Source organism: Neisseria mucosa (assembly GCF_013267835.1).
Classification (GTDB): domain Bacteria; phylum Pseudomonadota; class Gammaproteobacteria; order Burkholderiales; family Neisseriaceae; genus Neisseria.
Map to the genome: position 1 here is coordinate 430,646 of NZ_CP053939.1, position 25,608 is coordinate 456,253.

General features: G+C 49.9%; 27 protein-coding genes and 1 pseudogene. 11 read left to right on the plus strand and 17 right to left on the minus strand.

Translation table 11 applies throughout. From position 1 onward, the window contains the following. Positions 1 to 24 precede the first annotated feature (24 nt). Together clpA and clpS are read right to left on the minus strand one after the other, a co-directional pair. The gene (gene clpA / locus FOC66_RS01995) at positions 25 to 2,304 is read right to left on the minus strand and encodes an ATP-dependent Clp protease ATP-binding subunit ClpA (protein ID WP_003746132.1); all 2,280 of its coding nucleotides are present in this window, start codon (positions 2,302 to 2,304) and stop codon (positions 25 to 27) included. Positions 2,305 to 2,307: 3 nt separating this feature from the next. Further along, entirely contained in the window at positions 2,308 to 2,619 is a 312-nt protein-coding gene (gene clpS, locus FOC66_RS02000; protein ID WP_003679561.1) for an ATP-dependent Clp protease adapter ClpS, read from the minus strand. A 257-nt stretch (positions 2,620 to 2,876) separates the two neighbouring features. On the opposite strand from clpS, the gene FOC66_RS02005 reads away from it, so the two are divergent. The 4 genes from FOC66_RS02005 (at position 2,877) to FOC66_RS02020 (ending at position 4,413) form a co-directional block, all read left to right on the plus strand. After that, positions 2,877 to 3,080: a cold-shock protein gene (locus tag FOC66_RS02005; RefSeq protein WP_002217533.1), complete on the plus strand. Its 204-nt coding sequence runs from the start codon at positions 2,877 to 2,879 to the stop codon at positions 3,078 to 3,080. Between the two features lie 75 nt (positions 3,081 to 3,155). After that, entirely contained in the window at positions 3,156 to 3,371 is a 216-nt protein-coding gene (locus tag FOC66_RS02010; protein WP_003746135.1) for a hypothetical protein, read from the plus strand. Positions 3,372 to 3,455: 84 nt separating this feature from the next. After that, the gene (gene smpB / locus FOC66_RS02015; RefSeq protein WP_003679566.1) at positions 3,456 to 3,902 is read left to right on the plus strand and encodes an SsrA-binding protein SmpB; all 447 of its coding nucleotides are present in this window, start codon (positions 3,456 to 3,458) and stop codon (positions 3,900 to 3,902) included. A gap of 70 nt (positions 3,903 to 3,972) precedes the next feature. Beyond that, positions 3,973 to 4,413, plus strand: coding sequence for a hypothetical protein (locus FOC66_RS02020; protein ID WP_003746136.1), 441 nt, complete (start codon positions 3,973 to 3,975; stop codon positions 4,411 to 4,413). A gap of 72 nt (positions 4,414 to 4,485) precedes the next feature. Here the strand turns inward: FOC66_RS02020 and FOC66_RS02025 are convergent, their stop codons facing one another. From FOC66_RS02025 to FOC66_RS02050, 6 genes are all read right to left on the minus strand, one after another. Continuing rightward, entirely contained in the window at positions 4,486 to 4,971 is a 486-nt protein-coding gene (locus FOC66_RS02025) for a DUF4189 domain-containing protein (protein ID WP_003746138.1), read from the minus strand. Positions 4,972 to 5,140: 169 nt separating this feature from the next. Further along, positions 5,141 to 6,091: a thioredoxin-disulfide reductase gene (gene trxB / locus FOC66_RS02030; protein WP_003746139.1), complete on the minus strand. Its 951-nt coding sequence runs from the start codon at positions 6,089 to 6,091 to the stop codon at positions 5,141 to 5,143. Positions 6,092 to 6,199: 108 nt separating this feature from the next. Next, positions 6,200 to 7,495 carry an NAD(P)/FAD-dependent oxidoreductase gene (locus tag FOC66_RS02035; protein WP_003746142.1) on the minus strand — a complete coding sequence of 432 codons (1,296 nt, stop codon included), beginning with the start codon at positions 7,493 to 7,495 and terminating at the stop codon, positions 6,200 to 6,202. A 149-nt stretch (positions 7,496 to 7,644) separates the two neighbouring features. After that, complete coding sequence (locus FOC66_RS02040; protein ID WP_003746144.1) at positions 7,645 to 8,532, minus strand: ABC transporter permease subunit; 888 nt, start codon at positions 8,530 to 8,532, stop codon at positions 7,645 to 7,647. Then, entirely contained in the window at positions 8,532 to 9,497 is a 966-nt protein-coding gene (locus FOC66_RS02045; protein ID WP_003746146.1) for an ABC transporter permease subunit, read from the minus strand. The genes FOC66_RS02040 and FOC66_RS02045 overlap by 1 nt, the downstream gene beginning before the upstream one ends. A 15-nt stretch (positions 9,498 to 9,512) precedes the next feature. Beyond that, positions 9,513 to 10,637, minus strand: coding sequence for an ABC transporter ATP-binding protein (locus FOC66_RS02050; RefSeq protein WP_003746147.1), 1,125 nt, complete (start codon positions 10,635 to 10,637; stop codon positions 9,513 to 9,515). 476 nt (positions 10,638 to 11,113) lie between these two features. On the opposite strand from FOC66_RS02050, the gene radC reads away from it, so the two are divergent. Further along, positions 11,114 to 11,788, plus strand: a complete 675-nt coding sequence (gene radC / locus FOC66_RS02055; RefSeq protein ID WP_003746150.1) for a RadC family protein — start codon at positions 11,114 to 11,116, stop codon at positions 11,786 to 11,788. A gap of 59 nt (positions 11,789 to 11,847) precedes the next feature. On the opposite strand, the gene FOC66_RS02060 is transcribed toward radC, so the two are convergent. The 3 genes from FOC66_RS02060 to aqpZ all read right to left on the minus strand — a co-directional run bounded on the left by FOC66_RS02060 (position 11,848) and on the right by aqpZ (position 13,286). Continuing rightward, positions 11,848 to 12,120: an NF038104 family lipoprotein gene (locus tag FOC66_RS02060; protein WP_003746151.1), complete on the minus strand. Its 273-nt coding sequence runs from the start codon at positions 12,118 to 12,120 to the stop codon at positions 11,848 to 11,850. After that, positions 12,108 to 12,440 carry a hypothetical protein gene (locus tag FOC66_RS02065; protein WP_004520787.1) on the minus strand — a complete coding sequence of 111 codons (333 nt, stop codon included), beginning with the start codon at positions 12,438 to 12,440 and terminating at the stop codon, positions 12,108 to 12,110. Before FOC66_RS02065 ends, FOC66_RS02060 begins: the two co-directional genes overlap by 13 nt. Positions 12,441 to 12,587: 147 nt before the next feature. After that, entirely contained in the window at positions 12,588 to 13,286 is a 699-nt protein-coding gene (gene aqpZ, locus FOC66_RS02070; protein ID WP_003746156.1) for an aquaporin Z, read from the minus strand. Between the two features lie 189 nt (positions 13,287 to 13,475). Here aqpZ and FOC66_RS02075 point away from each other — a divergent pair. Then, positions 13,476 to 13,665 (plus strand): annotated as a pseudogene (locus FOC66_RS02075) (IS1595 family transposase); the annotation flags it as partial. Positions 13,666 to 13,754: 89 nt separating this feature from the next. Next, entirely contained in the window at positions 13,755 to 14,315 is a 561-nt protein-coding gene (locus FOC66_RS02080; protein WP_003746158.1) for a hypothetical protein, read from the plus strand. Between the two features lie 187 nt (positions 14,316 to 14,502). On the opposite strand, the gene FOC66_RS02085 is transcribed toward FOC66_RS02080, so the two are convergent. After that, the gene (locus FOC66_RS02085; RefSeq protein WP_003746160.1) at positions 14,503 to 17,556 is read right to left on the minus strand and encodes a DNA translocase FtsK; all 3,054 of its coding nucleotides are present in this window, start codon (positions 17,554 to 17,556) and stop codon (positions 14,503 to 14,505) included. A gap of 164 nt (positions 17,557 to 17,720) precedes the next feature. Between FOC66_RS02085 and FOC66_RS02090 the strand changes: the two genes are divergently transcribed. Together FOC66_RS02090 and FOC66_RS02095 are read left to right on the plus strand one after the other, a co-directional pair. Then, positions 17,721 to 18,398 carry an energy-coupling factor ABC transporter permease gene (locus tag FOC66_RS02090; protein ID WP_003746162.1) on the plus strand — a complete coding sequence of 226 codons (678 nt, stop codon included), beginning with the start codon at positions 17,721 to 17,723 and terminating at the stop codon, positions 18,396 to 18,398. A gap of 80 nt (positions 18,399 to 18,478) precedes the next feature. Next, complete coding sequence (locus FOC66_RS02095) at positions 18,479 to 18,838, plus strand: CrcB family protein (RefSeq protein ID WP_003746164.1); 360 nt, start codon at positions 18,479 to 18,481, stop codon at positions 18,836 to 18,838. Positions 18,839 to 18,914: 76 nt separating this feature from the next. Here FOC66_RS02095 and FOC66_RS02100 read toward each other — a convergent pair whose 3' ends face one another. From FOC66_RS02100 to ppx, 5 genes are all read right to left on the minus strand, one after another. Then, positions 18,915 to 19,604: a suppressor of fused domain protein gene (locus FOC66_RS02100; RefSeq protein ID WP_003746166.1), complete on the minus strand. Its 690-nt coding sequence runs from the start codon at positions 19,602 to 19,604 to the stop codon at positions 18,915 to 18,917. 112 nt (positions 19,605 to 19,716) lie between these two features. Next, positions 19,717 to 20,343, minus strand: coding sequence for an NAD(P)H-hydrate epimerase (locus tag FOC66_RS02105; protein WP_003746168.1), 627 nt, complete (start codon positions 20,341 to 20,343; stop codon positions 19,717 to 19,719). A gap of 22 nt (positions 20,344 to 20,365) precedes the next feature. After that, positions 20,366 to 21,280 (minus strand): tRNA pseudouridine(55) synthase TruB, encoded by a 915-nt coding sequence (gene truB / locus FOC66_RS02110; protein WP_003746170.1) that lies wholly within the window; start codon positions 21,278 to 21,280, stop codon positions 20,366 to 20,368. Between the two features lie 67 nt (positions 21,281 to 21,347). Then, on the minus strand, positions 21,348 to 21,719 hold the full coding sequence (rbfA, locus tag FOC66_RS02115; protein ID WP_003685554.1) for a 30S ribosome-binding factor RbfA: 372 nt from the start codon (positions 21,717 to 21,719) through the stop codon (positions 21,348 to 21,350). Positions 21,720 to 21,806: 87 nt separating this feature from the next. Then, positions 21,807 to 23,315, minus strand: coding sequence for an exopolyphosphatase (ppx, locus tag FOC66_RS02120; protein ID WP_003746172.1), 1,509 nt, complete (start codon positions 23,313 to 23,315; stop codon positions 21,807 to 21,809). A 172-nt stretch (positions 23,316 to 23,487) separates the two neighbouring features. On the opposite strand from ppx, the gene FOC66_RS02125 reads away from it, so the two are divergent. Together FOC66_RS02125 and FOC66_RS02130 are read left to right on the plus strand one after the other, a co-directional pair. Next, entirely contained in the window at positions 23,488 to 24,111 is a 624-nt protein-coding gene (locus FOC66_RS02125; protein ID WP_003746174.1) for a lytic transglycosylase domain-containing protein, read from the plus strand. Between the two features lie 114 nt (positions 24,112 to 24,225). Continuing rightward, a complete protein-coding gene (locus FOC66_RS02130) occupies positions 24,226 to 25,608 on the plus strand; it encodes an MFS transporter (RefSeq protein ID WP_003746177.1) in 1,383 nt (460 codons plus the stop codon).

A 25,608-nucleotide genomic window follows, 5' to 3' on the forward strand; every position in this document is an offset into this window, starting at 1 on the left:
GACGGCCTTTTATTTTTCAACTGGTTAAACAGTTTCTGCTTCAGGTTTGACCTTGTTTTTCTTAAACTTCAACACGGCTTCTTCTTTTGCTGCATCCCAGTCTATCCGCACGAAGCCGCCGTCGGCGAGTTTGCCGAACAGGAGTTCGTCGGCGAGCGGTTTGCGGATTTTTTCCTGAATCAGGCGGTGCATCGGGCGTGCGCCCATTTGTGGGTCGAAACCTTTTTCTGCCAGATATTTGCGCAATGCCGGCGTGAATTCGGCTTCGACTTTTTTGTCGAGGAGCTGGTGCTCGAGCTGGAGCAGGAATTTGTCCACGACTTTGGCGATGACGGGTTCGGACAGGGGCGCAAACGGGATAATCGCATCCAAACGGTTGCGGAACTCGGGCGTAAAGAGTTTGTTGATTGCCTGCATTTCGTCGCCGCGTTCGCGTTTGGTGGTAAAGCCGAGGCTGGGTCGGCTGAGGCTTTCCGCGCCTGCGTTGGTGGTCATAATCAGGATGACGTTGCGGAAATCGGCGCTCTTGCCGTTGTTGTCGGTCAGTTTGCCTGCGTCCATGACTTGCAGGAGGACGTTGAAAATGTCGGGGTGGGCTTTTTCGATTTCGTCCAAAAGCAACACGCAATGTGGCTGTTTGTTGACGGCTTCGGTCAAAAGACCGCCTTGTTCAAAGCCGACGTAGCCCGGCGGCGCACCGATGAGGCGCGATACGGCGTGGCGTTCCATGTATTCGGACATATCGAAGCGTTGCAGCGATACACCCATTGAGTAGGCAAGCTGTTTGGCGACTTCGGTTTTGCCGACGCCGGTCGGGCCGGAGAAGAGGAAGCTGCCTATCGGTTTGTCGGGCAGGGCAAGGCCGGAGCGCGACATTTTGACGGCGGCAACCAGCGCGTCGATGGCATTTTCCTGACCGTAAACCATGTTTTTCAAATCGCGGCCGAGGAATTGCAACACTTGTTTGTCGTCGTGCGACACGGTTTTTTCAGGAATCCGCGCGACTTTGGCGATGACGGTTTCGATTTGCGCTTTGCCGATGACTTTTTTCTGTTTGGATTTGGGCAAAATCCGTTGCGCTGCGCCTGCTTCGTCCATCACGTCGATGGCTTTGTCGGGCAGGAAACGTTCGTTGATGTAGCGGGCGGAAAGTTCGGCGGCGGCTTCGAGCGCACCTTGCGTATAGCGCACTTGGTGGAAATCTTCAAACATTGGCTTTAAGCCGCGCAGGATTTGCACGGTCTCGGAAACGGTGGGTTCGACCACGTCAATTTTTTGAAAGCGGCGGCTTAAGGCGTGGTCTTTGTCGAAAATGGTGCGGTATTCGTCGTAAGTGGTTGCGCCGATACAGCGCAGCGAGCCTTTCGCCAGCGCGGGTTTGAGCAGGTTGGATGCGTCCATCGTGCCGCCGCTGGTACTGCCCGCGCCGATGATGGTGTGGATTTCGTCGATAAACAAAATGGCGTGCGGGATTTTTTCGAGCTGTTTCAAGACGGATTTGACCCGCGCTTCAAAGTCGCCGCGGTATTTCGTGCCCGCCAAAAGCGAACCCATATCCAGTGCGTACACTTCGGCTTCTTTCAGCGCGTCGGGAATGTCGCCGTTGACGATTTGATGTGCCAAACCTTCCGCCAGCGCAGTTTTGCCTACGCCTGCTTCGCCGACTAAAAGCGGATTGTTTTTGCGGCGGCGGCACAGGATTTGCACCAACCGTTCCATTTCGTGTTTGCGACCAATCAAAGGATCGATGCGGCCGGCTTTGACTTCGGCGTTGAGGTTGACGGTGTAGTCGGAAAGGGAGCCGGTTTTTTGTTCTGCTTCTTCGCCCTCACGTTCAAGGCCGTCTGAATCATTGCCGTCTTCGTCATCGGGCGAGCCATGGGCAATGCAACGCAAGACTTCAAAGCGCGTAATGGATTGCAATTTGAGGAAATAAACGGCATGGCTTTCGGATTCGCTCATCATGGCAACTAAAATATCCAAAGGCTCTACTGCGGCTTTACCGGCAGACTGGGTATGCACCATCGCCCGTTGGATGACGCGTTGGAAGCCCAATGTCGGCTGGGTTTCGACCGTATCCAGAAGATGATCGGGAATTTGCGGCGTATTTTCGGCCACGCTGGCGGCCAGCTGCTCGGACAGGACTTTCAAATCCGCACCACACAGTTTCAAGACATTCGGCACAGCCGCATCTTCTTCTATCAGCACCAAAAGCAGGTGTTCCAAGCTGATAAACTCATAACGCGCGTTGCGTGCTTCACGATAGAGCAGTTGCAGGATGTGTTCCAATTCGGGTGAAAGCATGGTTTAAACCTCTTCGACTATACATTTGAGCGGATGCCCTTCAGCTTTGGCGCGTTCCATGACCTGATGCTGCTTGGTTTGCGCAATATCGCGCGTGTAGGTGCCGCACAGGCCTTTGCCTTCATGGTGCACCAGCAGCATGACGGCCACGGCCTGTTCCTGTGCAAGCATAAAGACTTCGGTCAGGATTTCGACGACAAATTCCATGGTGGTGTAATCGTCGTTCAATAAAAATACGCCGTAACGTTTCGGCGGCTGTGTGTTGATATCGCTGAGCAGGGTATCGGATTGGTGGTCGGTATTCGGATGGTTCATGATCTTAGATTTCAGTTTTCAGACGGCCTGTTTTAGAGTGCAAACCGTTTTCTGTTGTATTTCGGCCAATTTTTTCTATTTTCCCACTTTTTTGAAAACATAGCTTGACGTTTTGTCTTAACAAATGTAAAAAGACAGTTAAGCAGAAGTTGGCACTCGACCGCGTAATAAAAACGGGGGAGAAACGCTGAACGTTTTAGTTTGCTGTATGCCTTGTTTTGCTGATTTTGTTAATTTTTAAGTATAGGAAGTTTCTAATGGCAACCGGTATCGTAAAATGGTTTAACGACGCTAAAGGTTTTGGTTTCATCACTCCTGACGAAGGCGGCGAAGATCTGTTCGCTCACTTCTCAGCGATCAACATGGAAGGTTTCAAAACCCTGAAAGAAGGCCAACGCGTGTCTTTCGACGTAACCACCGGCCCTAAAGGCAAACAAGCTGCTAACATTCAAGCTGCTTAATCAAATGCGCGGCGTAAGCCGTAAAATCATGGCGGGGTTTCCCGCCATTTTTTATGGGCGTTCGAGTTAAAAATTATGAATCCAAATTCATCTTATCAAAATGCTTTAAACCAGTTGGACGAGCTTATCCGTCATTTCCGCAGCGAAGGCGAGGTCAGCTGCGCCGTTGCCGAGCGTGAAGACCAAATTTTGATCCGCCTTGCCGATTTGAAACTGGATTTACGCCCTGAAGATGAAAAAGCCATTGCCGATATAGACCGCTTTTACCGCCGCCATGTTTTAAGCGAATAAACGTTTCAAAACCGTTTGCCGTTTTAATTTTTAAGCATGCCTGATAAAATAGGCCGTCTGAAAAGTTTGTAAAGAATCAGCACAATGAGTATTGCCAATAATAAAAAAGCCTTTCACGATTTCTTTATCGAAGACCAAATCGAAGCCGGTATAGTATTGGAGGGATGGGAAGTCAAAGCCATCCGCGCTGCACGCGTGCAATTAAAAGAAAGCTATATCTACTGGAAAAAAGACGCATTCTATTTGGTGGGCTGCCACATTACCGCATTGCCCACTGCCTCGACACACGTCAAACCTGACCCTGTCCGTCCGCGTAAGTTGTTGTTGAAACAATCGGAAATTAATAAGTTAATCGGCAAAACCGAACGCGCCGGTTATACGATTGTGCCCTTAAACCTGCATTACACCCGCGGTAGAATCAAAGTGGAAATCGGTTTGGCCAAGGGTAAGAAACAGCATGACAAACGCCAAAGCCTGAAAGAAGCGGATTGGAAGCGTGAGAAACAACGTTTAATGAAAAACGTACGTTGATTTTTTCAGACGGCCTTTGTATAAAGGCCGTCTGAATATTTATTGTTTGAACATTTTAAAAGGAAAACAGATGAAAACCATGATTTTAGCGGCGGCTTCAGCCGTATTATTGCTGGGCGCGTGTTCTACGACCGAACAAAGAGTATTGAAACCTGAAGAGCTGACCAGCATCAAACATGTCTGCATCATTCAAAATGCAAAAGTAAGACCGCATGATTTGGATCGTGCTTTGTCTAAAGCTTTGGCAAAACGCGGCATTGGCAGCACTATTGTGACAGCGGACAACCGCGGCAAACTGTATGATTCTTCTTGCCCGTATAATCTGCGTTACAAGACCAAAGGCAATAACGAAATCTTGCGTAAAGGCGTATTTGTGTTGAGAAGCACCAAGTATGCGGTTTCTACTGTCAGCTACTCTTTGAATGATGAAAACCACTTCCGAACCAATCCTGATTTGGTGAAACAGGCTGAAGGCGTTGTGGCCAACTTGTTGGAAAAAAACAGCAAATAAAAACCAGAATAAAAAACCGGCTTGCCGTGATATGGAGAATATCGGGCAAGCCGGTTTTATTTTCAGACGGCCTTAAATGGATTTGATTTTTTCCCAAAGGGTTTTGACCGTACCTTGATAGTAGGTTTCAGAAGTGCAATAGACTGTTTCTAAAGCGCATTGTCCTTGTGAGCCGTATTTTTTGATGCATTGGTTCAAGGCAATTTGATGCACGGTTTTGAAACGTGGGGAGGTAATGGCCACTACGTTTTGAGCAGTCAATTTGCCCATGGCTTTAGGGTAGGCAACCGCGATGCAGGTGTTGTGCAGAGGGACAACCGTTTTGCAGCCTGTGGCTTGGCCTGAGCGGATACCGGCTAAGGCATCTTGGCCTTTGCAGAATGTTTCGAGTTCTGCCGTCGCATCCAGTTGGGTGGCATTTTCTTTGGTGGTTTTGATTTGCAGCGCTTCATTGCTGTCGGCAGGGTTTTGCCACATGGCCAAGTAGCCGTAAGTGTCGGCAGCCAGGGCGGCAGGAGTCAGTGCGCAAAGGATAAGTGTCGTTAGTGTTTTTTTCATGTTTGTTCCCTGTTTGTTGGGTATTTGTTGTCATTATAAAGCAAAAGTACTTATTTGATATAAATTTGCCATTAAAATGAAATTCAGTGTGGCAAACAGATAATAGGCCGTCTGAAATTTCAGACGGCCTGTTGATGATGTTTCAAAGAATAGAATGTAGCTTAGAGGCTTATACGCTGTGGCGGTCGAGCCAACGTTCGGCATCAAGTGCGGCCTGACAGCCGGAAGCCGCACTGGTGATGGCTTGACGGTAAGTATGGTCTTTGACGTCGCCAGCCGCCCATACGCCTTCGATATTGGTGGCGCCGACATTGTCACCGGTACCGCCTTTGGTTTTCAGGTAGCCGGTTTCATCCATGTCGAGTTGGCCTTTGAAAATATCAGTGTTGGGTTTGTGGCCGATGGCGATGAAAACGCCTTTGACGGCGATTTCTTCAGTGCTTCCATCATTGTGTTTCAGGCGTGCACCGGTAACGCCGCTTTCGTCGCCCAAGATTTCATCAACCGAGCTGTTGAGCTTGAGGATGATTTTGCCTTCTTCGACCCGTTGCATGAGTTTGTCCACCATGATTTTTTCGGCGCGGAAGCTGTCACGGCGGTGAATCAGGGTAACGGTGTTGGCGATATTGGCAAGGTAGAGGGCTTCTTCTACAGCGGTATTGCCACCGCCGACTACGGCAACATCTTGTTTTTTATAGAAGAAACCATCACAAGTTGCACAGGCGGAAACGCCTTTGCCGGCAAAGGTTTCTTCGCTTGGCAAACCTAAATATTTGGCGGATGCGCCGGTGGCAACGATGAGCGCATCGCAGGTGTATTCGCCCATATCGCCTTTGAGGGTAAACGGACGGTTTTGCAAATCGACGGTGTGGATTTGGTCGAAAATCATTTCAGTGCCGAAGCGTTCGGCATGAGCTTGGAAACGGGCCATCAGTTCCGGACCTTGTACGCCTTCTGCGTCGGCAGGCCAGTTGTCCACTTCGGTGGTGGTCATCAGTTGTCCGCCTTGCTCAACGCCGGTAATGATTACAGGGTTAAGGTTGGCGCGGGCGGCATAGACGGCGGCAGTATAGCCGGCAGGGCCGGAGCCGAGGATGATGAGTTTGTGATGGTTGCTCATGATGGTTTCCTTGCTGATAAATGATTGAATTTTGTCGTGTCTACGCTTTCAGACGGCCTAAATTCTACTTGAATCTGCCGCCGTCTGAAATATATTTGTCGTTTGGGTTTAGTGGCTGTCTTTCCACTGGTAGTATTTGGAACCGAGGTAAGAGCCGAGTTTGCGCAGGAACGGCTGGGTGATGATGTTGCTGTGGCGCAGTTGCTCGAAAGGTTTCAGACGGCCGTCATCACCCATGATGGCTTCGGCAATTGCCAAACCGGCAATGCCGGTAATCGCCATGCCGTGTCCGGAGTAGCCTTGTGCAAAGAAAACGGTAGGGGCGAGGCGGCCGAAATGTGGGGCAAGGTTGCGCGTGATGTCGCATTCTCCGCCCCAAGAATGCTCGATTCTGACATCGGCAAGTTGCGGGAAAACTTTCAGCATGTCTTGGCGGACGAGTTCGGTCATGCGGTCTGGATCGTCGATAAACTCGTTGTCTTTGCCGCCGAAGAGAAGGCGACCGTCGGCGCTGAGGCGGTAGTAGTCGAGGATGTGGCGGTTGTCGCAGATGGCCATATTGTTGCGGATCAGGTCTTTGGCACGTTCGCCCAGAGGCTCGGTGGCGATGATAAAGGTGCTGACGGCAATGGCTTTTTGTTCCAATACTTTGAATTTCGGGTGTAAACCTGCATAAGTATTGACGGCATAAACGAGGTTTTTGCACTCAACGCTGCCATTGGGCGTATGAACCAGCCAGCCGTTATCGCATGGCTCGATACGAGTCATGGGGGACTGCTCAAAAAGTTGTGCGCCTGCATCGGCTGCCGCTTTGGCAATGCCTAGGGTGTAATTGAGCGGGTGCAAGTGGCCGGATAAAGGATCAAATTGCGCGCCTTGATACCTATCGCTGGCTAGTTGTTGCTTCAGCGTGGCTTTATCCCAAATCTGGTAATGGCTTGCGCCATAATGTTTTTGGGCATGTTCGTGCCATTGCTGCAATTCTTCCCAATGCTGAGGACGGACGGCGACGGTCGCATAGCCGCGTTGCCAATCGCATTGGATATTGTGTTTTTGAATGCGCGAGTCAACCAGTTCAACGGCTTGCAGGGATTGCTGCCAGAACCATTGGGCCTGTTCTAAGCCGACTTGTTTTTCGATCTCTTCCATGCCGCAGGCAAAATCGCTGATGACTTGTCCGCCGCTTCGGCCTGATGCGCCGAAACCGATACGTGCGGCTTCAAGTACGATGACTTCATGGCCGTTTTCGGCAAGCGGTAGGGCGGTGCATAAACCGGTCAAGCCGCCGCCGATAACGCAGGTTTCAGTTTTCAGACGGCCTTCAAGCGTCGGATAAGACGGATGGGGATTGGCCGTGCTAACATAGTAGGAAGGAAGGTATTCTTTGAAGCTGGGATTGATCATGATTTGTGCTTTAGGTTGGTTTTAACTTCATTGAAAACAGGTTTTCAAACGGCCTGGAATATGGGCTTAAGTTCAGGCCGTCTGAAAGGATAAGATGCAGTTAATAAAACAGGCTGTTCCGACGCTTTATCGGACAGCCTGTCTGCATATTAGGCGGCTTTTTCGGCTGCCAATTTTTCTTGGCGGTAGGCTTCGGCAGCCTCACGTTCCCGTTTGGTTGCCTGACGCATCATCCAGTAGTTGACGACAATCACCAGCGTACCGATGATGCCGATTAGGATGGTTGCCAAAACGTTCATCTGAGGGTCAAGGCCGAGTTTGATTTTGGAGAAAATCACTTGCGGCAATGTCGATGAACCCGGGCCTGACAGGAAGGAGGTAATCACCAAGTCGTCCAAAGACAGGGTGATGCCCAAGAGGAAGCCGGAAGCAATCGCAGGGGCAATCAGCGGCAGGGTAATCACGAAGAAAATCTTCAGCGGACGGGCCCCCAAGTCCATAGCGGCTTCTTCCAAGGATTGATCCAATTCCACCAAGCGCGAGCGGATAACGACGGTAATGTACGCCATGCAAAGCGTGGTGTGGCCGAGGAAGATGGTGAAGAAGCCGCGATCGAAGTAGAGTGATTGCAGCAATTCACTGCCTTGTAGGAACATTTGCACCTGAATAATCAACAGCAGCATGGACAAACCGGTAATCACATCAGGCATCACCATAGGCGCGGAAATCATACCGGCAAACAGTGTGCTGCCTCGGAAGCGTTTGATACGCGCCATGGAGTAACCAGCCAATGTGCCGAGTGCTACGGCGGCAAGTGAGGAAACGATGGCGATACGCAATGACAGCCAGGCCGCTTCCAAGATGGTGTCGTTTTCCATTAATGCGCCATACCATTTGGTCGAGAAACCGCCCCAAACGGTAACCAGCTTAGATTCATTGAAAGAATAGATGACCAAAACCACCAGCGGAATATAGAGGAATGCCAGCGAGAGCAGGAGCATCAGTTTCAAGAACCAGGATAATTTGGTTTTCTGCATTATTTGCCTCCTTCTTCCAATTCGCGGTTTTCATAGTGTTGGAACAGGGCAATCGGTACAACCAACAGGGCAACCATGACGACGGCGACGGCAGAAGCCAGCGGCCAGTTGTTTTGGTCGAAGAATGCCTGCCACAATACTTTACCGATCATCAGGTTTTCAGAACCGCCCACCAATTCAGGAATCACAAATTCACCGACGGCCGGCACAAAGACCAGCATAGAGCCTGCGATGATGCCTGTTTTGGATAAAGGCAGGGTAATGGTAAAGAACGATTTGATCGGACCTGCACCCAAGTCGGAAGCGGCTTCGAGCAGACGGTTGTCCAGTTTTACCAATTGTGTGTACAGCGGCAAAATCATAAACGGCAAATAGGCGTAAACCATCACCAAATTCAGCGAAAACGCATTGTAGAACAAGTCTAAAGGCTCGCTGATGATTCCGTATTTAATTAAGAAATTGTTGATGATGCCGTTGTGTCCCAATAAGCCCATCCATGCGTAAACACGCAACAGGAAAGAGGTCCAGAAAGGCAGCATGATTGCCAACAGCAGGCCGTTGCGCGCAGCCGGATTGGCGCGTGAAATAGCATAAGCGGTCGGATAACCGATCAACAGGCAGATGATGGTCGTCGTCAGCGCAGTCTTAATCGAAGACCAGTAGGTCATCAAATAGATATTGCTGTTTTCACTGTCGCCAAACGGATTGAGCGTATTCCAAAAGTTTTGGAAAATGTCGGCGTAGTTCTGATAGCTGATGGCAATGTTCAGACGGCCTAAGTCTTCATCAATCGTTGTCAGCGGCGTAAATGGCGGAATGGCAATTTCTTGTTCGGCAAAGCTGATTTTCAATACGATGGCGAACGGAATCAGAAACAGAATCAAAAGCCAAATATACGGCACGGCAATCACTGCACGCTGGCCGGGGCGGCGGAACAGTTTGTTTTTCAGTTTTTTAAGGTTCATTGCATTTCCCTCAAATTAACTGAACAGAGGTGTCGGTTGGTTTTCAGGCCAGCTGATATAGACAGTCTCGTCCCAGGTCGGCGGCGTAATGTTACGCACATACCAATAAGGTGCGGGAACTTGGCTCTTGACGACACGGCCGTTGGCAAGTTTGATGTGGTAAATCGCGAAGCTGCCCAAGTAGGCAATTTCTTTGACTGTGCCTTGGGCCCAGTTGTGCGCGCCCAAGTGTTCTGGTTTTTCTTTATGCAAATCAATATCTTCAGGACGAATACTGATCCAAATTTCATGGTCGTTCGGAACGCCCAGGCCGTGGTCGATGCGGACGTGGTTTTCCAAGCCGTCACATTTGACGATGGAGAAATCGGCGCGGTCGTCAATAACGACGCCGTCAAAAATATTGGTTTCGCCGATAAATTCAGCGGTAAAGCGACTGTTAGGGTAGTCGTACACATCGCTAGGTGTGCCGACTTGGCGCAATTGGCCGTCGGACATAATGGCGATACGGGTAGCCATCGTCATCGCTTCTTCTTGGTCGTGGGTAACCATGATGCAGGTTACGCCGACTTGTTCCAGCGTGTTGACCAATTCCAGTTGGGTTTGTTGGCGCAGTTTTTTATCGAGTGCGCCCAAAGGTTCGTCAAGCAACAGGATTTTCGGACGTTTTGCCAGGCTGCGCGCCAAAGCGATACGCTGTTGTTGGCCGCCGGAAAGTTGGTGCGGCTTGCGTTTGGCGTATTTGGTCATTTGCACCAGGCGCAACATTTCTTCGACGCGGGCGTCGATTTCGCCTTTAGGCATTTTGTCTTGTTTCAGGCCGAAAGCAATGTTTTGTTCAACGCTCATGTGCGGGAACAGGGCATAGCTTTGGAACATCATGTTGATTGGGCGCTCGTACGGGGCAAGCTTGGTAATGTCTTGACCGTCGAGAATGATTTTGCCCTGATTGGGGCTTTCCATGCCTGCCAACATACGCAGCAGTGTGGATTTGCCACTGCCTGAGCTGCCCAAAAGGGCGAAGATTTCGTGTTGATAGATGTCCAAGTCGATGTTATCGACAGCGTAATTGTCACCAAACTTTTTCACCAAACCTTGGATTTGCAAATAAGGTTTGGCTGAAGACGCAGTGGTTGCGGTCATAATGGCAATACTCCAAAAAGAAAGACGAGTACCGGCAAAACGGATTTTCGAATGGGTGATAAAAAGCTGTTTGATTGCTGGCGGGAGTCGGACGGAGGCCGTCTGAAACTCTTGTAAAGCGCACGGGCAGCGTGGATAGAAAGCAGTTTAAGCCTCAGCTTTTGCTCTCGGCAAACTCAATATTATATTAGCCTAAGCCTCATAGGGGCAATATGAAAATGCTTGTAGCGGCTGATTTGAAGTAAATAGGAAAGGAAAGGCAGGCAGGGGAACAGGATAGCGAAAATAGGTAACGTTGTTTTTCTGCACAAAAGGATTTAATTTATATTCAAATGTCTTAAAAAATAATTAGAGATAGAATAAAATACGCAAATTGCATTAATTTTAATAAAATCGTGCGGATTGCGTTTTATGCGGGCAAGATGGTTTTGTCCTAAATAAAAACCAAATCCGCTATATGAATAAAAAGGGAAAACATGAGCATTAAAGAATGGCCCGAGGGGGAGCGACCGCGTGAGAAGCTGTTGGAGCGCGGCGCGGCGGCGTTGAGTGATGCGGAGTTGCTGGCAATTTTATTGCGTGTCGGAACGCGCGGCATGAGCGCGGTTGATTTGGCGCGTTATTTGTTGAGCGAGTTCGGCAGCTTGGGAAAGCTGATGAGTGCGGATGCCAAAACACTTTCTGCTTGCAAGGGCATGGGTTTGGCGAGCTATACTCAGTTTGCCGTGGTCAAAGAAATCGGGCGGCGGATTTTGGGTGAGGATTTGCAGGAGCAGATGGTTTTGTCAAACCCGAAATCGGTTGCGGATTATCTGCGCCTGCATCTTGGGCATGAAAAAATCGAGGTCAGCGTTGCCTTGCTGCTCAACCGTCAAAATCAATTGATTGCGGTACGGGAATTGTCGCGTGGTACGGTGGCGGAGAATACGGTTTATATTCGTGAAATTGTCAAATTGGCATTGGATGAATACGCCGACAGTTTGATTTTGGCACACAATCATCCGGGCGGCTCGGCAAGGCCGTCTGAATCTGATGTGCAGTTTACAGAGCGTTTGAAACAGGCTTTAAGTTTGGTGGATATTACGCTCTTAGACCATTTTATCGTAACGGCAAAAGAAACCTGCTCTTTGCGTGAACAGGGCTATATGTAAGGATGAATGTTCAGACGGCCTCAGTAGGATGGGTTACCTTACCAAGGCCGTCTGAAGGATTATTGCGTTACTTCATCGGAGGACTCTTCCTTATAGATGATTTCTTCCGATTTTGGCTTTTCTTTGCTCTTTTCTTTTTCCTTGTCCTTGTCTTTTTTGCCGTCAGGAATGGCGGCATCAATCACTGCTCCCGTTCCTTTGACAACCAATTTTCCGGCAGTCAGGACGGTCGTGGCAGCCAAATCGACAGCCGCGCCTACAACGCAGCCGTTAAGCGTCAGGCAAAGGGCAAGTGCCAGAAGCAGGCGTTTTGTGCATCTCAATGGCTGCATCCGCAGTGTCCTTCGTGATGATGGCCGCATCCGAGTGCTTCTTGCCAAGCATCATCGTCGCCGTCAAATTCTTCGACTTCGTCAAATTCGCCGTTTTCTACCATGCTTACCAGCTCTTCCAGGCTTTCTGCGCCTTCTACCCAAAAGCAGGGAATATCGGGTGGGGTGTCGGGGGCAAGCAGGGCGGCTTGTTGGTCGTGCCAAGCAATCCAGTAGCCGTTTTGCGTTTGTACGAATACGGCATCGGGATGGATGGTTTCGTTTTCGGTATTGACCAGCATTCTGGCGGCGATATCGGTTTGAAAGGGTAAGGTTTGCATGATGGTTTGAGAATGTGGGAAAAGAAAGTATTGTAACATGGCAAAAACAAACGCACCGTCTGAGTCAGGCGGTGCGTTTGTATCTCGGCAACTTGGGTGCGGACGGTTTAAGGTGTCGGCCGCACCGGAAATATCATTCCGTTCAGATTATTTGTCGTCGTTGTTTGCCAAAACAAAGCGGTAAATAGCCGCGCCAACTGCTGCGCCGGCAATAGGGGCCAACCAGAACAACCACAATTGTTCAACAGCCCAGCCGCCTTGGAACAAGGCAACGCCGGTAGAGCGTGCAGGGTTGACGGAAGTATTGGTCACAGGAATGCTGATCAAGTGAATCAGGGTCAGACCCAGGCCGATGGCGATAGGGGCGAAGCCGGCCGGAGCCAGTTTGTCGGTAGAACCCATGATGATGATCAGGAAGAATGCGGTCAGTACGAATTCGATCAGCAACGCGGCCATCATGTCGTAACCGTTAGGAGAGTGTTCGCCGAAACCATTGCTGGCAAAGCCGGAAGCAACAGCATCAAAACCGGTTTTACCGGAAGCAATCAGATACAGAACGCCTGCAGCGGCAATCGCACCGATGACTTGGGATAAGATGTAAGGCAACAAGTCTTTACCGTTGAAACGGCCGCCGATGAAGAGGCCGACGGAAACGGCAGGGTTGAAGTGGCCGCCGGAAATATGGCCGACGGCGTAAGCCATGGTCAGTACGGTCAAGCCAAACGCCAAGGCGACACCGGCAAAGCCAATGCCGAGTTCAGGGTAGGCTGCTGCCAATACTGCGCTGCCGCAGCCGCCGAATACCAGCCAGAAAGTGCCGAAAAATTCTGCAAAATATTTTTTCATTTGTTTTTCCTCGTAAAGGTTGGGGTGTTGCCGAGGGCATGAATCATAATAATATTGTTTCTAAATCTAAAAACGGATTTACCTGTTTTTTCCGGTTTTGACAAAAGGCCGTCTGAAAATAGTGACGAATCGCAGTGGATAAGGTAGAAATTTTGTAGGGCTTAGGAAGTAAAATCATCCAAAATTGACAATAAGTTTGTCCGTAGAAGGTGGCATATTAACAGTATTGAGTCTTTTTAGAGTTATGCTAAGCATCGCTTAGTACAAATTTAACGGGATACCGAAGAATACGTTTTACTTGCATTTATATTTAAAGGAAACTGAGTTTCGCTTCAATCACAGGCATGATGATTTGTACAAAATAATTTTGAAAATATAGCAGAAAACCATTTAGAATAAATTTTGCTTCCTAAGTTCTAAATATCTTATTATAATGTTTTAATTTAAACATCATACAAAGGGATGACGATGAAACACCTATTTTTGACTCTTGCTGTGTGCAGCTTATTGTCTGCCTGCGCAACTACACTTGAAATGCAAACAGACGGTTTTGAAATTCAACAAGATACCATCACATTAAAACAACCGCCCGAAGGGCAAGCACGGATTTATGCCTTTCGCCCCAGTCGGTTTGCTGGTGGTGGAGTGAGATACTTTGTAAGTGGGCATTACAATAAATTTACCTATCAGCGTCCATTTGCTAATCTTGATGATACATTTTTCATTTTGCGTTCCGAAAATGGAGCAGGCAATTTCGTAGATATTGAACGACTTGAACCTATTACGCTATACGCACAAACAGAGGCCGCAGAAACTTTGAGTTTTACTCCAGTGGCTAATCGTATCTATTGCTTAAGAACAAGTGTTATTCCAGGTGCTTGGGTAGGACGACCAAAATTTGATTTACTTTCACAGAAAACTTGTGAACAAGAAATCAAATCAATCAATATGATTAAGCAATATGAAAAACAAAAACAACACGCCAAAACATTTTGGCAAAAAGTTGAGCAAAAAGCTAAAAAACAATAACCACATTAAATTCTGAAATATTGTTAAGTACAGTCTGATGACATAATTATTTCTTATTTGGTTAATCTATCTTCATGTGCTGGTTTCAGAGAATCTCTATATCAGCATTTTATAAGTTATTTATTTTTATGACTAAAAAAGGCCGTCTGAAAAATTTTCAGACGGCCTTAATTTAAGCAAGGATAAATTAATCCAGATGGTCGCTGCTTTGTGCCAAGATGGTGCGGTTGCCGTTGTTTTCCGCCGGGGAAACAATACCGTCGGCTTCCATTTGGTCAATCAGGCGGGCGGCGCGGTTGTAGCCGATGCGCAGTTGGCGTTGGACATTGGAAATGCTGGCTTTACGCGATTTTAAGACAACGGAAACGGCTTCGTCATACATGGGGTCGAGGTCGCTGTCGTTGCTGCGGCTGGTGCCGGTAAAGTCTTCGGTCGAACCGCTGCTTAAAATATCATCGATATAGTCGGGTGCGCCGAATTGTTTCAGGTATTCCACTACGCGGTGTACTTCGTTATCGGAGGCGAACGCGCCGTGTACACGTTGCGGATAGCCGGTGCCGGGCGGCAGGAACAGCATATCGCCTTGGCCGAGCAGGTTTTCCGCACCCATTTGGTCAAGAATCGTGCGGCTGTCGATTTTGCTGGACACTTGGAAGGCAATGCGTGTCGGAATATTGGCTTTAATCAGGCCGGTAATGACATCCACGCTTGGGCGTTGGGTGGCAAGAATCAAATGGATGCCGGCTGCGCGGGCTTTTTGGGCGAGGCGGGCAATCAGTTCTTCAATTTTCTTGCCTGCAGTCATCATCAGGTCGGCAAATTCATCTACGACGACCACGATAAACGGCAGTTTTTCCAATGGCTCAGGGTCTTCAGGCGTGAGGCTGAACGGGCTGCCGATTTTTTCACCACGCGCGGCGGCTTCGGCAATTTTTTGGTTGAAACCGGCAAGGTTGCGCACGCCCATAAAGCTCATCAGGCGGTAGCGTTTTTCCATTTCGTTGACGCACCAGTTCAGTGCGTTTGCAGCCAATTTCATATCGGTCACGACAGGGGCGAGCAGGTGCGGAATGCCTTCGTAAATGCTTAATTCCAGCATTTTCGGGTCAATCATAATCATGCGCACGTCTTCCGGCGTTGCTTTGAAGAGCATGGACAGAATCATGGCGTTCACACCCACGGATTTACCCGAACCGGTCGTACCGGCAACCAGCAGATGCGGCGCTTTGGCCAAGTCGGTGACGACAGGCTGGCCGGTGATGTCTTGGCCAAGTGCGAGGGTGAGTTTGGATTTGGATTCGGTAAACGCAGGCGAATTGAAGATTTCGCTCAGGCGGATCATTTGGCGTTTCGGATTAGGCAATTCCAAGCCCATGCAGGTTTTGCCGGGGATGGTTTCCACTACGCGGATGGAAGCCACGCCAAGCGAGCGCGCCAAGTCTTTTTCAAGGTTCAAAACGGCACTGCCGCGCACGCCGACATCAGGCTCAATCTCATAACGCGTAATGACCGGGCCGGAATAGGAGTCCATCACTTTGACTTTAACTTTGAACTCGGCCAGTTTTTCTTCGATAGTAATGCTGTTTTCCAGCAACTGTTCTTCAGTTTGCGAGGCGCTCGGGTCAAACTGCGGCGGCAGGAGCAGGGCAGTGGTCGGTAGAAGCGCATCAGTCAGTGTTGCCGAAGTTGGAATAGCTATGCTTGGTGTATCTTCTTGAACGCTTGGTTCTACGCTTCGAACAGGCGTTTCAACGATTGTCTGTGTATATTCAGACGGCCTTGCGATTGTTTCAACAGGATCAACGGGTTCAATGGTTTCAACCGCTTGAATCGCTTCTGCTTCCGCTTGTACAGGCGCTTCCGGCTCACCATCGAATTCTATTTCTTCTTCGGCTGATTCGCTGATTAAATAATCGCGGATACTGCGTTCAGGCTGATTGCTAACATGCGCATTGACTTGTGCATCAAAAATCGGCACTTGGATTTTATGTTCGAAAGCAGGCGGCTCGGGAATATCAATCGGCGCAATCGAGGTTTGGAAAACGGGCGGCTCGGGGATATCAGTTTTAGCCATCGGGACGACCGGTACGGCAGGCGGCTCGACTACGGTTGCGTTTGGCGCGGCAGGTCGGGAGATATAAGGAGATTTTTTAACAGGCGCAGCCGGTTTCGGACGGGACGGTGTTGCCGATACGGCAGGTTGTGGTGCAACAGCTTCCGTAGCAGCTTGTTTACGCGCCCATCTTTCGGCGGCCGCTTCGGTATGGCGAACTTGACGGCGCAGGCTGGCAGGACGGCTGATTTGTCCCAAGTTGGCCAGAATTTCGTCATTTTCGATGGTGCGCGGAGAGTAGTCGCGCAATGGGGCGACGGCCGCGGCCAGTTTGTGGCGTGCGGCGGTACGGCGGGCAAGGTTGTCGTGAATATCTTCCGCTTGGATTTCAGAAGGGAATGCCTGCATGGAAGTATAAGGGAGGATGGCTTCTTTTTCGGCAGTTCTTAAGGCCGTCTGAACGGTTTCGATATGTGGCGCATTGGCTTCTGCCACGCGGACATTGTTGGCACGCGCCAAGGCACGCTCGCGTGTGCGGCGCAAAACAGGATCGTTGTAGTCGATGATTTCCATGCCGGTCATCGGCAGGGATGAAGCGCGCAACAATGGGGTCTCGACTTCGTCTTTGTAAATCGGCGCATTTTTTTCGGCCAAATGTTCGTTCCATTCCTCAACCGCCGCTTCATGCAGGGAACGGGTGGCCTCTTCTAATGTGATTTCTTCAAAATTGCTGTTTTGCACCAAAGACGGGCTGTATTCGGGCGTTTCCATTTGTGCAAACGGCGTGATTTTAGGAATACGTTCCGGCTTGGCAGATTTGCGGGTTTTAGGCGCCACTTTGATTTCTTCTTCGGTCGCTGCGATGTGTTCCGGCTCTTCGGCAACGGGCTTTGCTGCGTGCTCTTTGTCTGTTTCGGCGTGTTGCGTTTTATTGTGTTCGAGCGCGGAAAGCAGGCGGATGCGGGCGATTTTATGGTTGTCGGCGGTGCGCTTGTTCATGCTGAACAAACGTTTCAGGCTGTCAAGTTGGCTGGCAAAACCGACCGGGCTGTCTTCTTCGTTGATTTCTTCTTCATCGCCACTGAGTCGGGCCAATTCTTGGCGCCACTTTTGCTCTTGTTTCTGGCGCCACCAGAACAAGCCGGTTATGGCGGCCAGTAGAATTAAAGCCAATATTGTCCAAAGCATGCGTTCATCCCCTTAATTAAACGGCAAAGTCCGTTATTCTAACGCTTTTTTCGGGTAAACAAAACCAGCTGAAACAAGCTTTAACGGCAAAGGCAGACAGGATTGTCAAAGCTGTGGCTTGAGGCGCGTATAATAGGCCGTCTGAACATTTTGCGGATGAGAAGATGATTTTTCAAAACGGATGGTTTCCCGTTGGTGTCGTGATGGCGGCATGGCCTGTATTGCTGGTGATTTTTGCTTTATGCGCAAAGCAGGCATGGGTGTCGGTATCGCAGCATCGTTCCGCATTTTTGTTGGCTGCCGTGATGTTGCCGCTGGCTTGGAGTTTGAATGCCTCTCCGGAAAGTGGGCAACTGGCCGGCATGAGCTATCATTTGCTTGCTTTAAACCTGACGGCTTTAATGCTGGGCACTTCTGCCGCATTCTGCCTTGGCGTTTTGCTGTTTTTTCCATATTTGTGGCTTTGGGGCGATTGGCATATGTTCCCCATCAATGCCTTGTCCGTATTGCTTCCGCCTTTGTTGGTGAACTTGGGTTTCCGCCATTGGGTGTCGTGTTTGCCTGCCAATATCTTTATCTTTATTTTTCTGAATGGTTTTTGGGCCGCGGCGGTCGGCATGGTGTTTACCGGCGTGGTTTTGGTCAGTTTGTTGGACTGGGCGGATGTATTTGATACGACAGTATTATGGAAAACCGCTTTTCCTGTTTTCTTCTTAATCGCTTGGGCAGAGGCATTTTTGAGCGGTATTTCAACAGCCATTTTTATTGCGCTTAAGCCGCAATGGATTTGTACTTTTGATGACGGCAGGTATTTGAAATCAGTGCCTAAGATTTGGCAATAAGATATGAAGGCATCCTTGCTTGGTTTTCAGACGGCCTAATGACCGGATGGCCTGTTTTTGAATTGAATTTTTAACGTGTTATGTTTGCTTATATTTTTCCCATTGTTTGCGGTGCCGCTGTCGGGGCTGTATTGCGTTGGCTGTTTGGCTTGTTGCTGGTGTCTTCTGCGCCTTTTTCTATCGGTACATTGGCGGCAAACTGGCTGGGCGCGCTGCTGATCGGCGTATTGGCAGAACTCTTAACCGATCCGCAATGGCGTTTGCTTTGGATTACCGGCTTTCTCGGCAGCTTGACCACATTTTCAGGTTTTTCAGTGGAGATGGTGGGTTTGATGCAGGCGCAACGCTGGGGCATGGCTTTAATGGCAACCTGTCTGCATGTTTTCGGTTCGTTTGGTTTGACGGCGCTGGGGATTAAATTGGTGCAGATTTGGAAGTAAGTTGCTATTTTTTATTTGAAATATAAACTAAAGGCCGTCTGAAAATCTGTTTTCAGACGGCCTTTGGCTTTATCAATTAGGGTTGTACATAGCTTTTTGTACGCGCTAAATCGGTAATCAACAGCGGATTGTCTTTGCGCATCATATCGATCAGCTCTTGGCAACGTTTGGTTGTTGGATCTTGCCAGAGCCAGTCAAGCTCAGGCTGGGTAAGGCCGACCATCTGCAGAAATTGAACTTCACCGTTTGGCGTTTTGATAGCGGGCAGCTTGGGGTCTGGTGCGAAGGCTACGCCGACGATGGCGGTTTCTGTATCCATTCGGATAGGGTCGTTAGTCGAAGTAAAGTGGTAGGCTTCAAACCAGTTGCCGCTTTCAAAAACGTAACGGCCAAGATTATTCATTAGATTAATTGCCCAGTAAGGCTCGTGTTTGGTGTTGTAGCCAGAATCCGGATCCTGATCGTAAGGGGGAGTACGGAAGGTAAATTCAAATCCCCATTTACTGTAATCTGCACCGGCAAGTTCTGGATTAAAGTAAAGTTCGCTCATGCCGTAGGAAACAATATGGCGATGGAAGGTTTGCTCTTCGCAATCAAAAATATCGCTATTGTCCAGTGGATCGGTGCCTCCCAACCAATATTTGATTATAGGGCCATAGGAGCGTGGTTTGACATCACCATAAAGTGCTTTAAGCGCAGCATCGATGGCTTCCCAGCCGACGGCTTGATCTTCTTTAAAAGTTTGGCGGTATTCTTGTTCGTTCATTGTCTGTTTCCGTGTCGTTGATAATTTGGTCGTAAATTAATTGGCGTGTTTCTTTTAGAATGAGCAGTTTCTAAAAATAAAGCGATTTAAATATGACATCTTATTTGCTTTTTTAATCAATGCCAATAGGTAAACAGACGGTTTCTTGACAATAGGTTTTGCCGGACTCGCTTAAGTGTGCCGGTTTGTAGGCGGCAAAGGTGTAGGTCAGGTCTGCGCGGAATGTGTCGGGATCGGCTTCGGCGGTGTCGCAGTTGAGGCCGGTGGGAATATCGAGGGCGACTTTCAGGCCGTCTGAATGATTGAGTTGGCGGCAGAGGGCGGCGATTTCTGATGGAAGCGCGCCGCTGAAGCCTGTACCGAATATGCCTTCGATAATGATGTCGTAACCTTTTTTCAGACGGCCTTCCAGTTCTTGTGCGGATATCAATTCAATATGGGGCAAACCGTTGAGGCGCTCCCGATTGGTTTGAGCCAAAGGGGAGAGGTTTTCTCCGAGTGAAAACAGAATATCGATATGCCAACCTTGCGCCTGCATATATCTTGCCATGACTAGGCCGTCGCCGCCGTTGTTGCCTTTGCCGCAAACGATCAGGGCGCGTCCGGCTTGGGGATGACGCTGCATGAGGTCTCGGGCGGCAGAGCTGCCGGCGTTTTCCATCAGTTGGTCGAAGCTCGTGCCTTTATCGACGGCTGCTTGTTCGCGTTCGCGCATTTGGGCGGCAGTATAGACTTTCATGATCGGCTCTCTTTGCAGGAAGTTATTGGTCGGCGGTATTCATCAGGCGCAAGGTTTTCAGACGGCCTATTTCTTTTTGATATTCCACCAGCCCGATAAATGTGCCGTCTCGGTTGTATACACGGATGGGCTGTTCGGCGGAAATGTTTTCGGTGAACTGGGGACGTTGGCCGTGTTTGAGCATGGTAACGGCGTAGTCGTTTAGCTCAAGTTTGGGGAAATGTTGCACCAAGACATCGCAAGGCAGCAGCAGGGCATCGCGTTCGGCTTCGTCTAATTCTGCCAAGGCTTCGAGCGTGTGGCTTTGGGCAATGGTAAAGCCGGCGGTTTCAGTACGGCGCAGGGCGGTCAGGTGGGCGAATGTGCCGATGTGTTTGGCGATGTCTTCGCTGAGGGTGCGGATATAAGTGCCCTTGCTGCAACGTACGTCTATCACGGCTTTGGGTGCATCAAATTCAGTGATATCAATGGAGTAAATCGTAATATCGCGTGCTTTGCGTTCGATAACGATGCCTTTGCGTGCGTATTCGTACAGCGGCTTGCCTTCGTGTTTGAGGGCGGAAAACATGGGCGGCACTTGGCGGATATCACCTGTTAAGGCTTGGCAGGCCGTCTGAAATTCGGATAATGAAATATCGGCGCGTGCGGTGGCGATGATTTCGCCTTCTGCATCGCCCGTACTGCTGGCTTCGCCGAGCTTCAGTGTGGCGGTGTAGGCTTTGTCGGCATCAATCAGGTATTGGGCAAACTTGGTCGCTTCGCCGAAACAAACAGGCAGAAGCCCTGTGGCCAAAGGATCGAGTACGCCGGTATGCCCGGCTTTTTTGGCACGGAACAACCGCCGCGCTTTTTGCAGGGCGGTGTTGCTGGAAAGACCTTCGGGTTTGTCGAGAAGAAGAACGCCGTTGACCGGGCGTTTGGTGGGTTTATTGGTCATATTAATTAGGGAATATTAATGTTCAGGCCGTCTGAAAGGGTTCAGACGGCCTGCGTGTTTTAATCAATCAGTCTTCAACCGGTTTTTCCGCCGCCACTTGGTCGATCAGGCTGGAAATGCTCATGCCGCGTTCGAGTGATTCGTCGTATTTGAAGTGCAGCTCGGGTGTTTTGAAGAGTTTGATGCGTTTGGCCAATTCGCTGCGCAAATGGCCTTTGGCGTGTTCCAAAGCTTCTTCGGTGATGTCGCGTGTGCTGTCGTCGAGGACAGTGTAGAACACGGTTGCATGGCTGTAATCTCGGGTGACTTCGACTTCGTTGATGGTGATGAAGCCTGCGCGCGGATCTTTCAGGCCGGTGCGGACGAGTTCGGCAAGCTCGCGCATGATTTGTTCTTTGACACGGTCTTGGCGGGCGTAGCCGCGTTGGGGTTTTCTCATGGTTTTCCTTGATGTATGGCAGGCTGTCGTTTTCAGACGGCCTGCGGTTTGAATCTTAAAAAGTTGCCTATTATAACGGAGCGCGGTTTATTGTGCTTGAACCGAGAAAGGCATATCGATTTTTTGCCATTGCGCGCTTTCGTAGTCCAGCGCATCGGCGATGAGGGGGTGTTGCTCCAGCCATTGGGCGTTGATGCGCAAGATGAAGCTGTGGTTGTTTTCATCAATGCGAAGCTGGGTTTGCGGCGGTAAATCAAGCGGCAGGCGCGAGCGGCAGAAGAGGGCTGCCAGGCGCAGGGACAATACGGCACACCACATGATTTCGTTATCGCCGATAATATCCGCCATTTTCTTGAGGTCGCCGCGATGGCCGATAACCAGTTGCGCCAAAATGGTTTGCTCTTTGCGTGAGAAGCCTGGCATATCGGCGTTTTCGAGAATGTAGGCGGAGTGTTTGTGATAACCGGTATGGGCAATATCCAAGCCGATTTCATGCAGACGGCCTGCGCGGCTGAGGTATTGGTTCCACAGGGCAAGCTCTTGAACGGTTACGTTTTTGGCGTGGCACAGACTGTTCATGAAGGCTTGCGCGGTATCGGCAACGCGTTTGGCTTGGTTGAGGCTGACGTGGTAGCGTTTTTGGAACTCTGCCGTTGTCTGTTCGCGCATATCGACATTGAGGCTGCGGCCGATTAAGTCGTAGAACACGCCGTCGCGGAGGGCGGCTTCGGTAACGGTCATTTTGGTCAGCGAGAGTTCGTCGAAAGCGGCCATCATCACAGCCAACCCGCCCGCAAAAACTTCGACGCGTTCGGGTTTGAGGTTTTCAAATTTGGCTTTTTTAACTGAACCGGCTTCGATAATCCTATCGGCAAGATAACGCATGCCTTGGGCGGTAATGTCGGCTTCCTGCGGCAATTCGGCCGCCAAAACGTCGCGTATGGATTTTGCCGAACCGGATGTGCCGATGGCGAAATCCCAGCCGGTACGCTTCATCAGTTTGCTGATGCGCTGGATTTCGATACGCGCGGCGGAAACGGCGGCTTGGAAATCTTTGGCGGTCACTTTGTTTTGGAAGAAGCGCATGCTGTATGTTACGCAACCCAAAGGCAGGCTTTCTGTGGTCAGCGGTTGCAAATCCGAGCCGATGACAAATTCGGTCGAACCGCCGCCGATGTCGATAACCAGCATTTTGTCGCCTTTGGGCGGCAGGGTATGCACTACGCCGGTGTAAATCAGACGCGCTTCTTCGCGGCCGGCAATGACTTCAATGGGAAAACCCAGCGCCGCTTCGGCACGGGGCAGGAATTGGGCGATGTTTTTGGCGACGCGGAAAGTGTTGGTGGCCACCACGCGCACGTTTTCAGGTTGGAATCCGCGCAGGCGTTCGCCGAATTTTGCCAAACATTCCAAGGCTTGTTCTTGAGAGGCCTCGCTTAGGTTTTTTTGTTCGTCCAAGCCGGCGGCAAAGCGTACCATTTGTTTGAAGGAGTCGATGACTTTCAGCTGGCCGTTGTTGTTTTCACAAATTTGCAGGCGGAAACTGTTGGAACCCAAATCGACGGAGGCTAAAACGTTGGCGGGAGTGGTGGTCATAAAAAATACCGCTTGATTAGAAAAACCTAAATGTTACTTGAGGCCGTATCACTTGACAATAAAAGGAATACAGCTCTTTGATTCTGCTCATAGATGTATTTTATAATGCCAATTTTAAGCAAATATATCAAAGGCCGTCTGAACTTTTCAGACGGCCTAAAAAGAGAAACACATGAAATCGGAAAACCAAGATTCCTTATTTTTATCACGCCGCCGCCTGTTGCAAGTCGGCGGAGCCATGCTTTTGACGCCTGCGGCTGCTTGGGCGGGGGCGCAACGTGAAGAAACGCTGGCCGATGATGTGGCGTCCGTGATGCGCAGTTCGATCAATAGCGCCAGTCCTGCGCGGCTGGTGTTTACCGATGCAAGGGAAGGGGAGCGTTGGTTGGCGGCGATGTCTTCCCGATTGGCACGCTTTATTCCCGATGAAGGCGAGCGCCGCCGCCTGCTGATCAATATCCAATACGAAAGCAGCCGCGCCGGACTCAATACTCAAGTGATTTTGGGCTTGATTGAAGTGGAAAGCGCGTTTCGCCAATATGCCATCAGCGGCGTGGGCGCGCGCGGTTTGATGCAGGTGATGCCGTTTTGGAAAAACTATATCGGCAATCCGTCACACAACCTTTTCGACATCCGCACCAATCTGCGCTACGGCTGCACCATTCTGCGCCATTACAACAATATCGAAAAAGGCAATATTGTCCGTGCCTTGGCAAGGTTTAACGGCAGCTTGGGCAGCAACAAATATCCGAATGCCGTATTGGGCGCGTGGCGGAATAGATGGCAGTGGGGTTGAGCGGCTTGCGATTTGCCCCATGCAATTCCTTTGAATCCTGTATAATAAGAAAATCTGTTAATTCACACTTTCAGACGGCCTTTCGCAAATTTAAGGCCGTCTGAAACATTATTTATGGCAAGAGATAACCGCATTCAAATGTTTCCGCACGAATGGCGTGCCAGTACCACACTCTCCGGCGTTTACGCACTGCGTATGCTGGGGATGTTTTTGGTGCTGCCTGTTTTGGCGATGTATGCCGCTTCGTTGCCCGGTGCGGAAGATAATAAAGCATTGGTCGGTATGGCAATGGGCATTTACGGGCTAACACAGGCCTTGTTGCAGCTGCCATTGGGCATCGCTTCCGACAAGTTCGGCCGTAAAAAAGTGATTTATATCGGCTTGATTGTGTTTGCCGCCGGTAGTTTCTTGGCCGCAGTTGCCGACAGCCTGCAAATGTTGGTTGTTGCGCGTGCCATTCAAGGCGCGGGTGCCGTCAGCGCGGCGGTAACGGCTTTGCTGGCGGATTTGACCCGTAGCGAAGTGCGGACGCGTGCGATGGCGATGATCGGCCTGAGCATAGGCTTGACCTTCTCCGTCAGCCTGGTGCTCGCGCCGATGATTGCCAGCTTTATCGGCGTATCCGGCCTGTTTGCGCTGACCGGTATCCTGACGGTAATCAGTATCGGCGTGGTTGCGTGGATGACGCCAGAGCCGGAAGAGTCAAAACTGCATGAAGACACGCAGGCGCAGCCTTCGCGTATGGGCGAAGTATTGAAAAACCGCCAGCTGCTCAATCTCGACTTCGGTATTTTTGCCTTGCATGCGGCGCAAATGGCATTATTTACCGCATTGCCGTTTGCCATGACGCAGCTGGGTTTGGAAAAAATCCATCACTGGCAAGTCTATCTGCCGTCAACCATTACCGGCCTGATTATTATGGTGCCGCTGATTATCGTCGGCGAAACGCGTAACAAGCTCAAGCAAGTGTTTATCCTCGGTATTGTCTGCATTGCCGCGGCACAAATCGGCTTGCTGTTTGGCATGCACTCGATATGGTTGATTACCGCCTATTTGATTGTTTATTTTATTGGTTTCAATGTATTGGAAGCCAGCCTGCCGTCTATGGTATCGAAAATCGCCCCGTCTGATTTGAAAGGCACGGCGATGGGCGTGTATAACACATTACAGTCAGTCGGCTTGTTTGTCGGCGGCGCGACCGGCGGCTTATTGTTCCAAAAATATGGGTTTTCAGGTGTTTTTACCTTTTGTAGCGTATTGATGCTGTTGTGGCTGGTATTGGCACTCATCTTACCGGCACCGAAATCCGTCAAAAACCTCAGCTATCCGCTTAACGCCGAATGGCAACAAAATCCGGATTTGCTCCACCAAAAACTGACCGAAATTGAAGGCGTCGAAAGCATCAGCTTCAGCGCAGACAAACAAACCATTTATATCAAGGCCTTGCAAAAAGGATTCGACCAAGAGGCCGCCGAAAAAATCATCACAGGAGTGTAA

What these genes read in the sequence shown, in the direction of transcription:
- clpA (WP_003746132.1), bottom strand. Translation starts at nt 2,304, where the DNA reads ATGCTTTCACCCGAATTGGAACACATCCTGCAACTGCTCTATCGTGAA.
- clpS (WP_003679561.1), bottom strand. Translation starts at nt 2,619, where the DNA reads ATGAACCATCCGAATACCGACCACCAATCCGATACCCTGCTCAGCGAT.
- FOC66_RS02005 (WP_002217533.1), top strand. Translation starts at nt 2,877, where the DNA reads ATGGCAACCGGTATCGTAAAATGGTTTAACGACGCTAAAGGTTTTGGT.
- FOC66_RS02010 (WP_003746135.1), top strand. Translation starts at nt 3,156, where the DNA reads ATGAATCCAAATTCATCTTATCAAAATGCTTTAAACCAGTTGGACGAG.
- smpB (WP_003679566.1), top strand. Translation starts at nt 3,456, where the DNA reads ATGAGTATTGCCAATAATAAAAAAGCCTTTCACGATTTCTTTATCGAA.
- FOC66_RS02020 (WP_003746136.1), top strand. Translation starts at nt 3,973, where the DNA reads ATGAAAACCATGATTTTAGCGGCGGCTTCAGCCGTATTATTGCTGGGC.
- FOC66_RS02025 (WP_003746138.1), bottom strand. Translation starts at nt 4,971, where the DNA reads ATGAAAAAAACACTAACGACACTTATCCTTTGCGCACTGACTCCTGCC.
- trxB (WP_003746139.1), bottom strand. Translation starts at nt 6,091, where the DNA reads ATGAGCAACCATCACAAACTCATCATCCTCGGCTCCGGCCCTGCCGGC.
- FOC66_RS02035 (WP_003746142.1), bottom strand. Translation starts at nt 7,495, where the DNA reads ATGATCAATCCCAGCTTCAAAGAATACCTTCCTTCCTACTATGTTAGC.
- FOC66_RS02040 (WP_003746144.1), bottom strand. Translation starts at nt 8,532, where the DNA reads ATGCAGAAAACCAAATTATCCTGGTTCTTGAAACTGATGCTCCTGCTC.
- FOC66_RS02045 (WP_003746146.1), bottom strand. Translation starts at nt 9,497, where the DNA reads ATGAACCTTAAAAAACTGAAAAACAAACTGTTCCGCCGCCCCGGCCAG.
- FOC66_RS02050 (WP_003746147.1), bottom strand. Translation starts at nt 10,637, where the DNA reads ATGACCGCAACCACTGCGTCTTCAGCCAAACCTTATTTGCAAATCCAA.
- radC (WP_003746150.1), top strand. Translation starts at nt 11,114, where the DNA reads ATGAGCATTAAAGAATGGCCCGAGGGGGAGCGACCGCGTGAGAAGCTG.
- FOC66_RS02060 (WP_003746151.1), bottom strand. Translation starts at nt 12,120, where the DNA reads ATGCAGCCATTGAGATGCACAAAACGCCTGCTTCTGGCACTTGCCCTT.
- FOC66_RS02065 (WP_004520787.1), bottom strand. Translation starts at nt 12,440, where the DNA reads ATGCAAACCTTACCCTTTCAAACCGATATCGCCGCCAGAATGCTGGTC.
- aqpZ (WP_003746156.1), bottom strand. Translation starts at nt 13,286, where the DNA reads ATGAAAAAATATTTTGCAGAATTTTTCGGCACTTTCTGGCTGGTATTC.
- FOC66_RS02080 (WP_003746158.1), top strand. Translation starts at nt 13,755, where the DNA reads ATGAAACACCTATTTTTGACTCTTGCTGTGTGCAGCTTATTGTCTGCC.
- FOC66_RS02085 (WP_003746160.1), bottom strand. Translation starts at nt 17,556, where the DNA reads ATGCTTTGGACAATATTGGCTTTAATTCTACTGGCCGCCATAACCGGC.
- FOC66_RS02090 (WP_003746162.1), top strand. Translation starts at nt 17,721, where the DNA reads ATGATTTTTCAAAACGGATGGTTTCCCGTTGGTGTCGTGATGGCGGCA.
- FOC66_RS02095 (WP_003746164.1), top strand. Translation starts at nt 18,479, where the DNA reads ATGTTTGCTTATATTTTTCCCATTGTTTGCGGTGCCGCTGTCGGGGCT.
- FOC66_RS02100 (WP_003746166.1), bottom strand. Translation starts at nt 19,604, where the DNA reads ATGAACGAACAAGAATACCGCCAAACTTTTAAAGAAGATCAAGCCGTC.
- FOC66_RS02105 (WP_003746168.1), bottom strand. Translation starts at nt 20,343, where the DNA reads ATGAAAGTCTATACTGCCGCCCAAATGCGCGAACGCGAACAAGCAGCC.
- truB (WP_003746170.1), bottom strand. Translation starts at nt 21,280, where the DNA reads ATGACCAATAAACCCACCAAACGCCCGGTCAACGGCGTTCTTCTTCTC.
- rbfA (WP_003685554.1), bottom strand. Translation starts at nt 21,719, where the DNA reads ATGAGAAAACCCCAACGCGGCTACGCCCGCCAAGACCGTGTCAAAGAA.
- ppx (WP_003746172.1), bottom strand. Translation starts at nt 23,315, where the DNA reads ATGACCACCACTCCCGCCAACGTTTTAGCCTCCGTCGATTTGGGTTCC.
- FOC66_RS02125 (WP_003746174.1), top strand. Translation starts at nt 23,488, where the DNA reads ATGAAATCGGAAAACCAAGATTCCTTATTTTTATCACGCCGCCGCCTG.
- FOC66_RS02130 (WP_003746177.1), top strand. Translation starts at nt 24,226, where the DNA reads ATGGCAAGAGATAACCGCATTCAAATGTTTCCGCACGAATGGCGTGCC.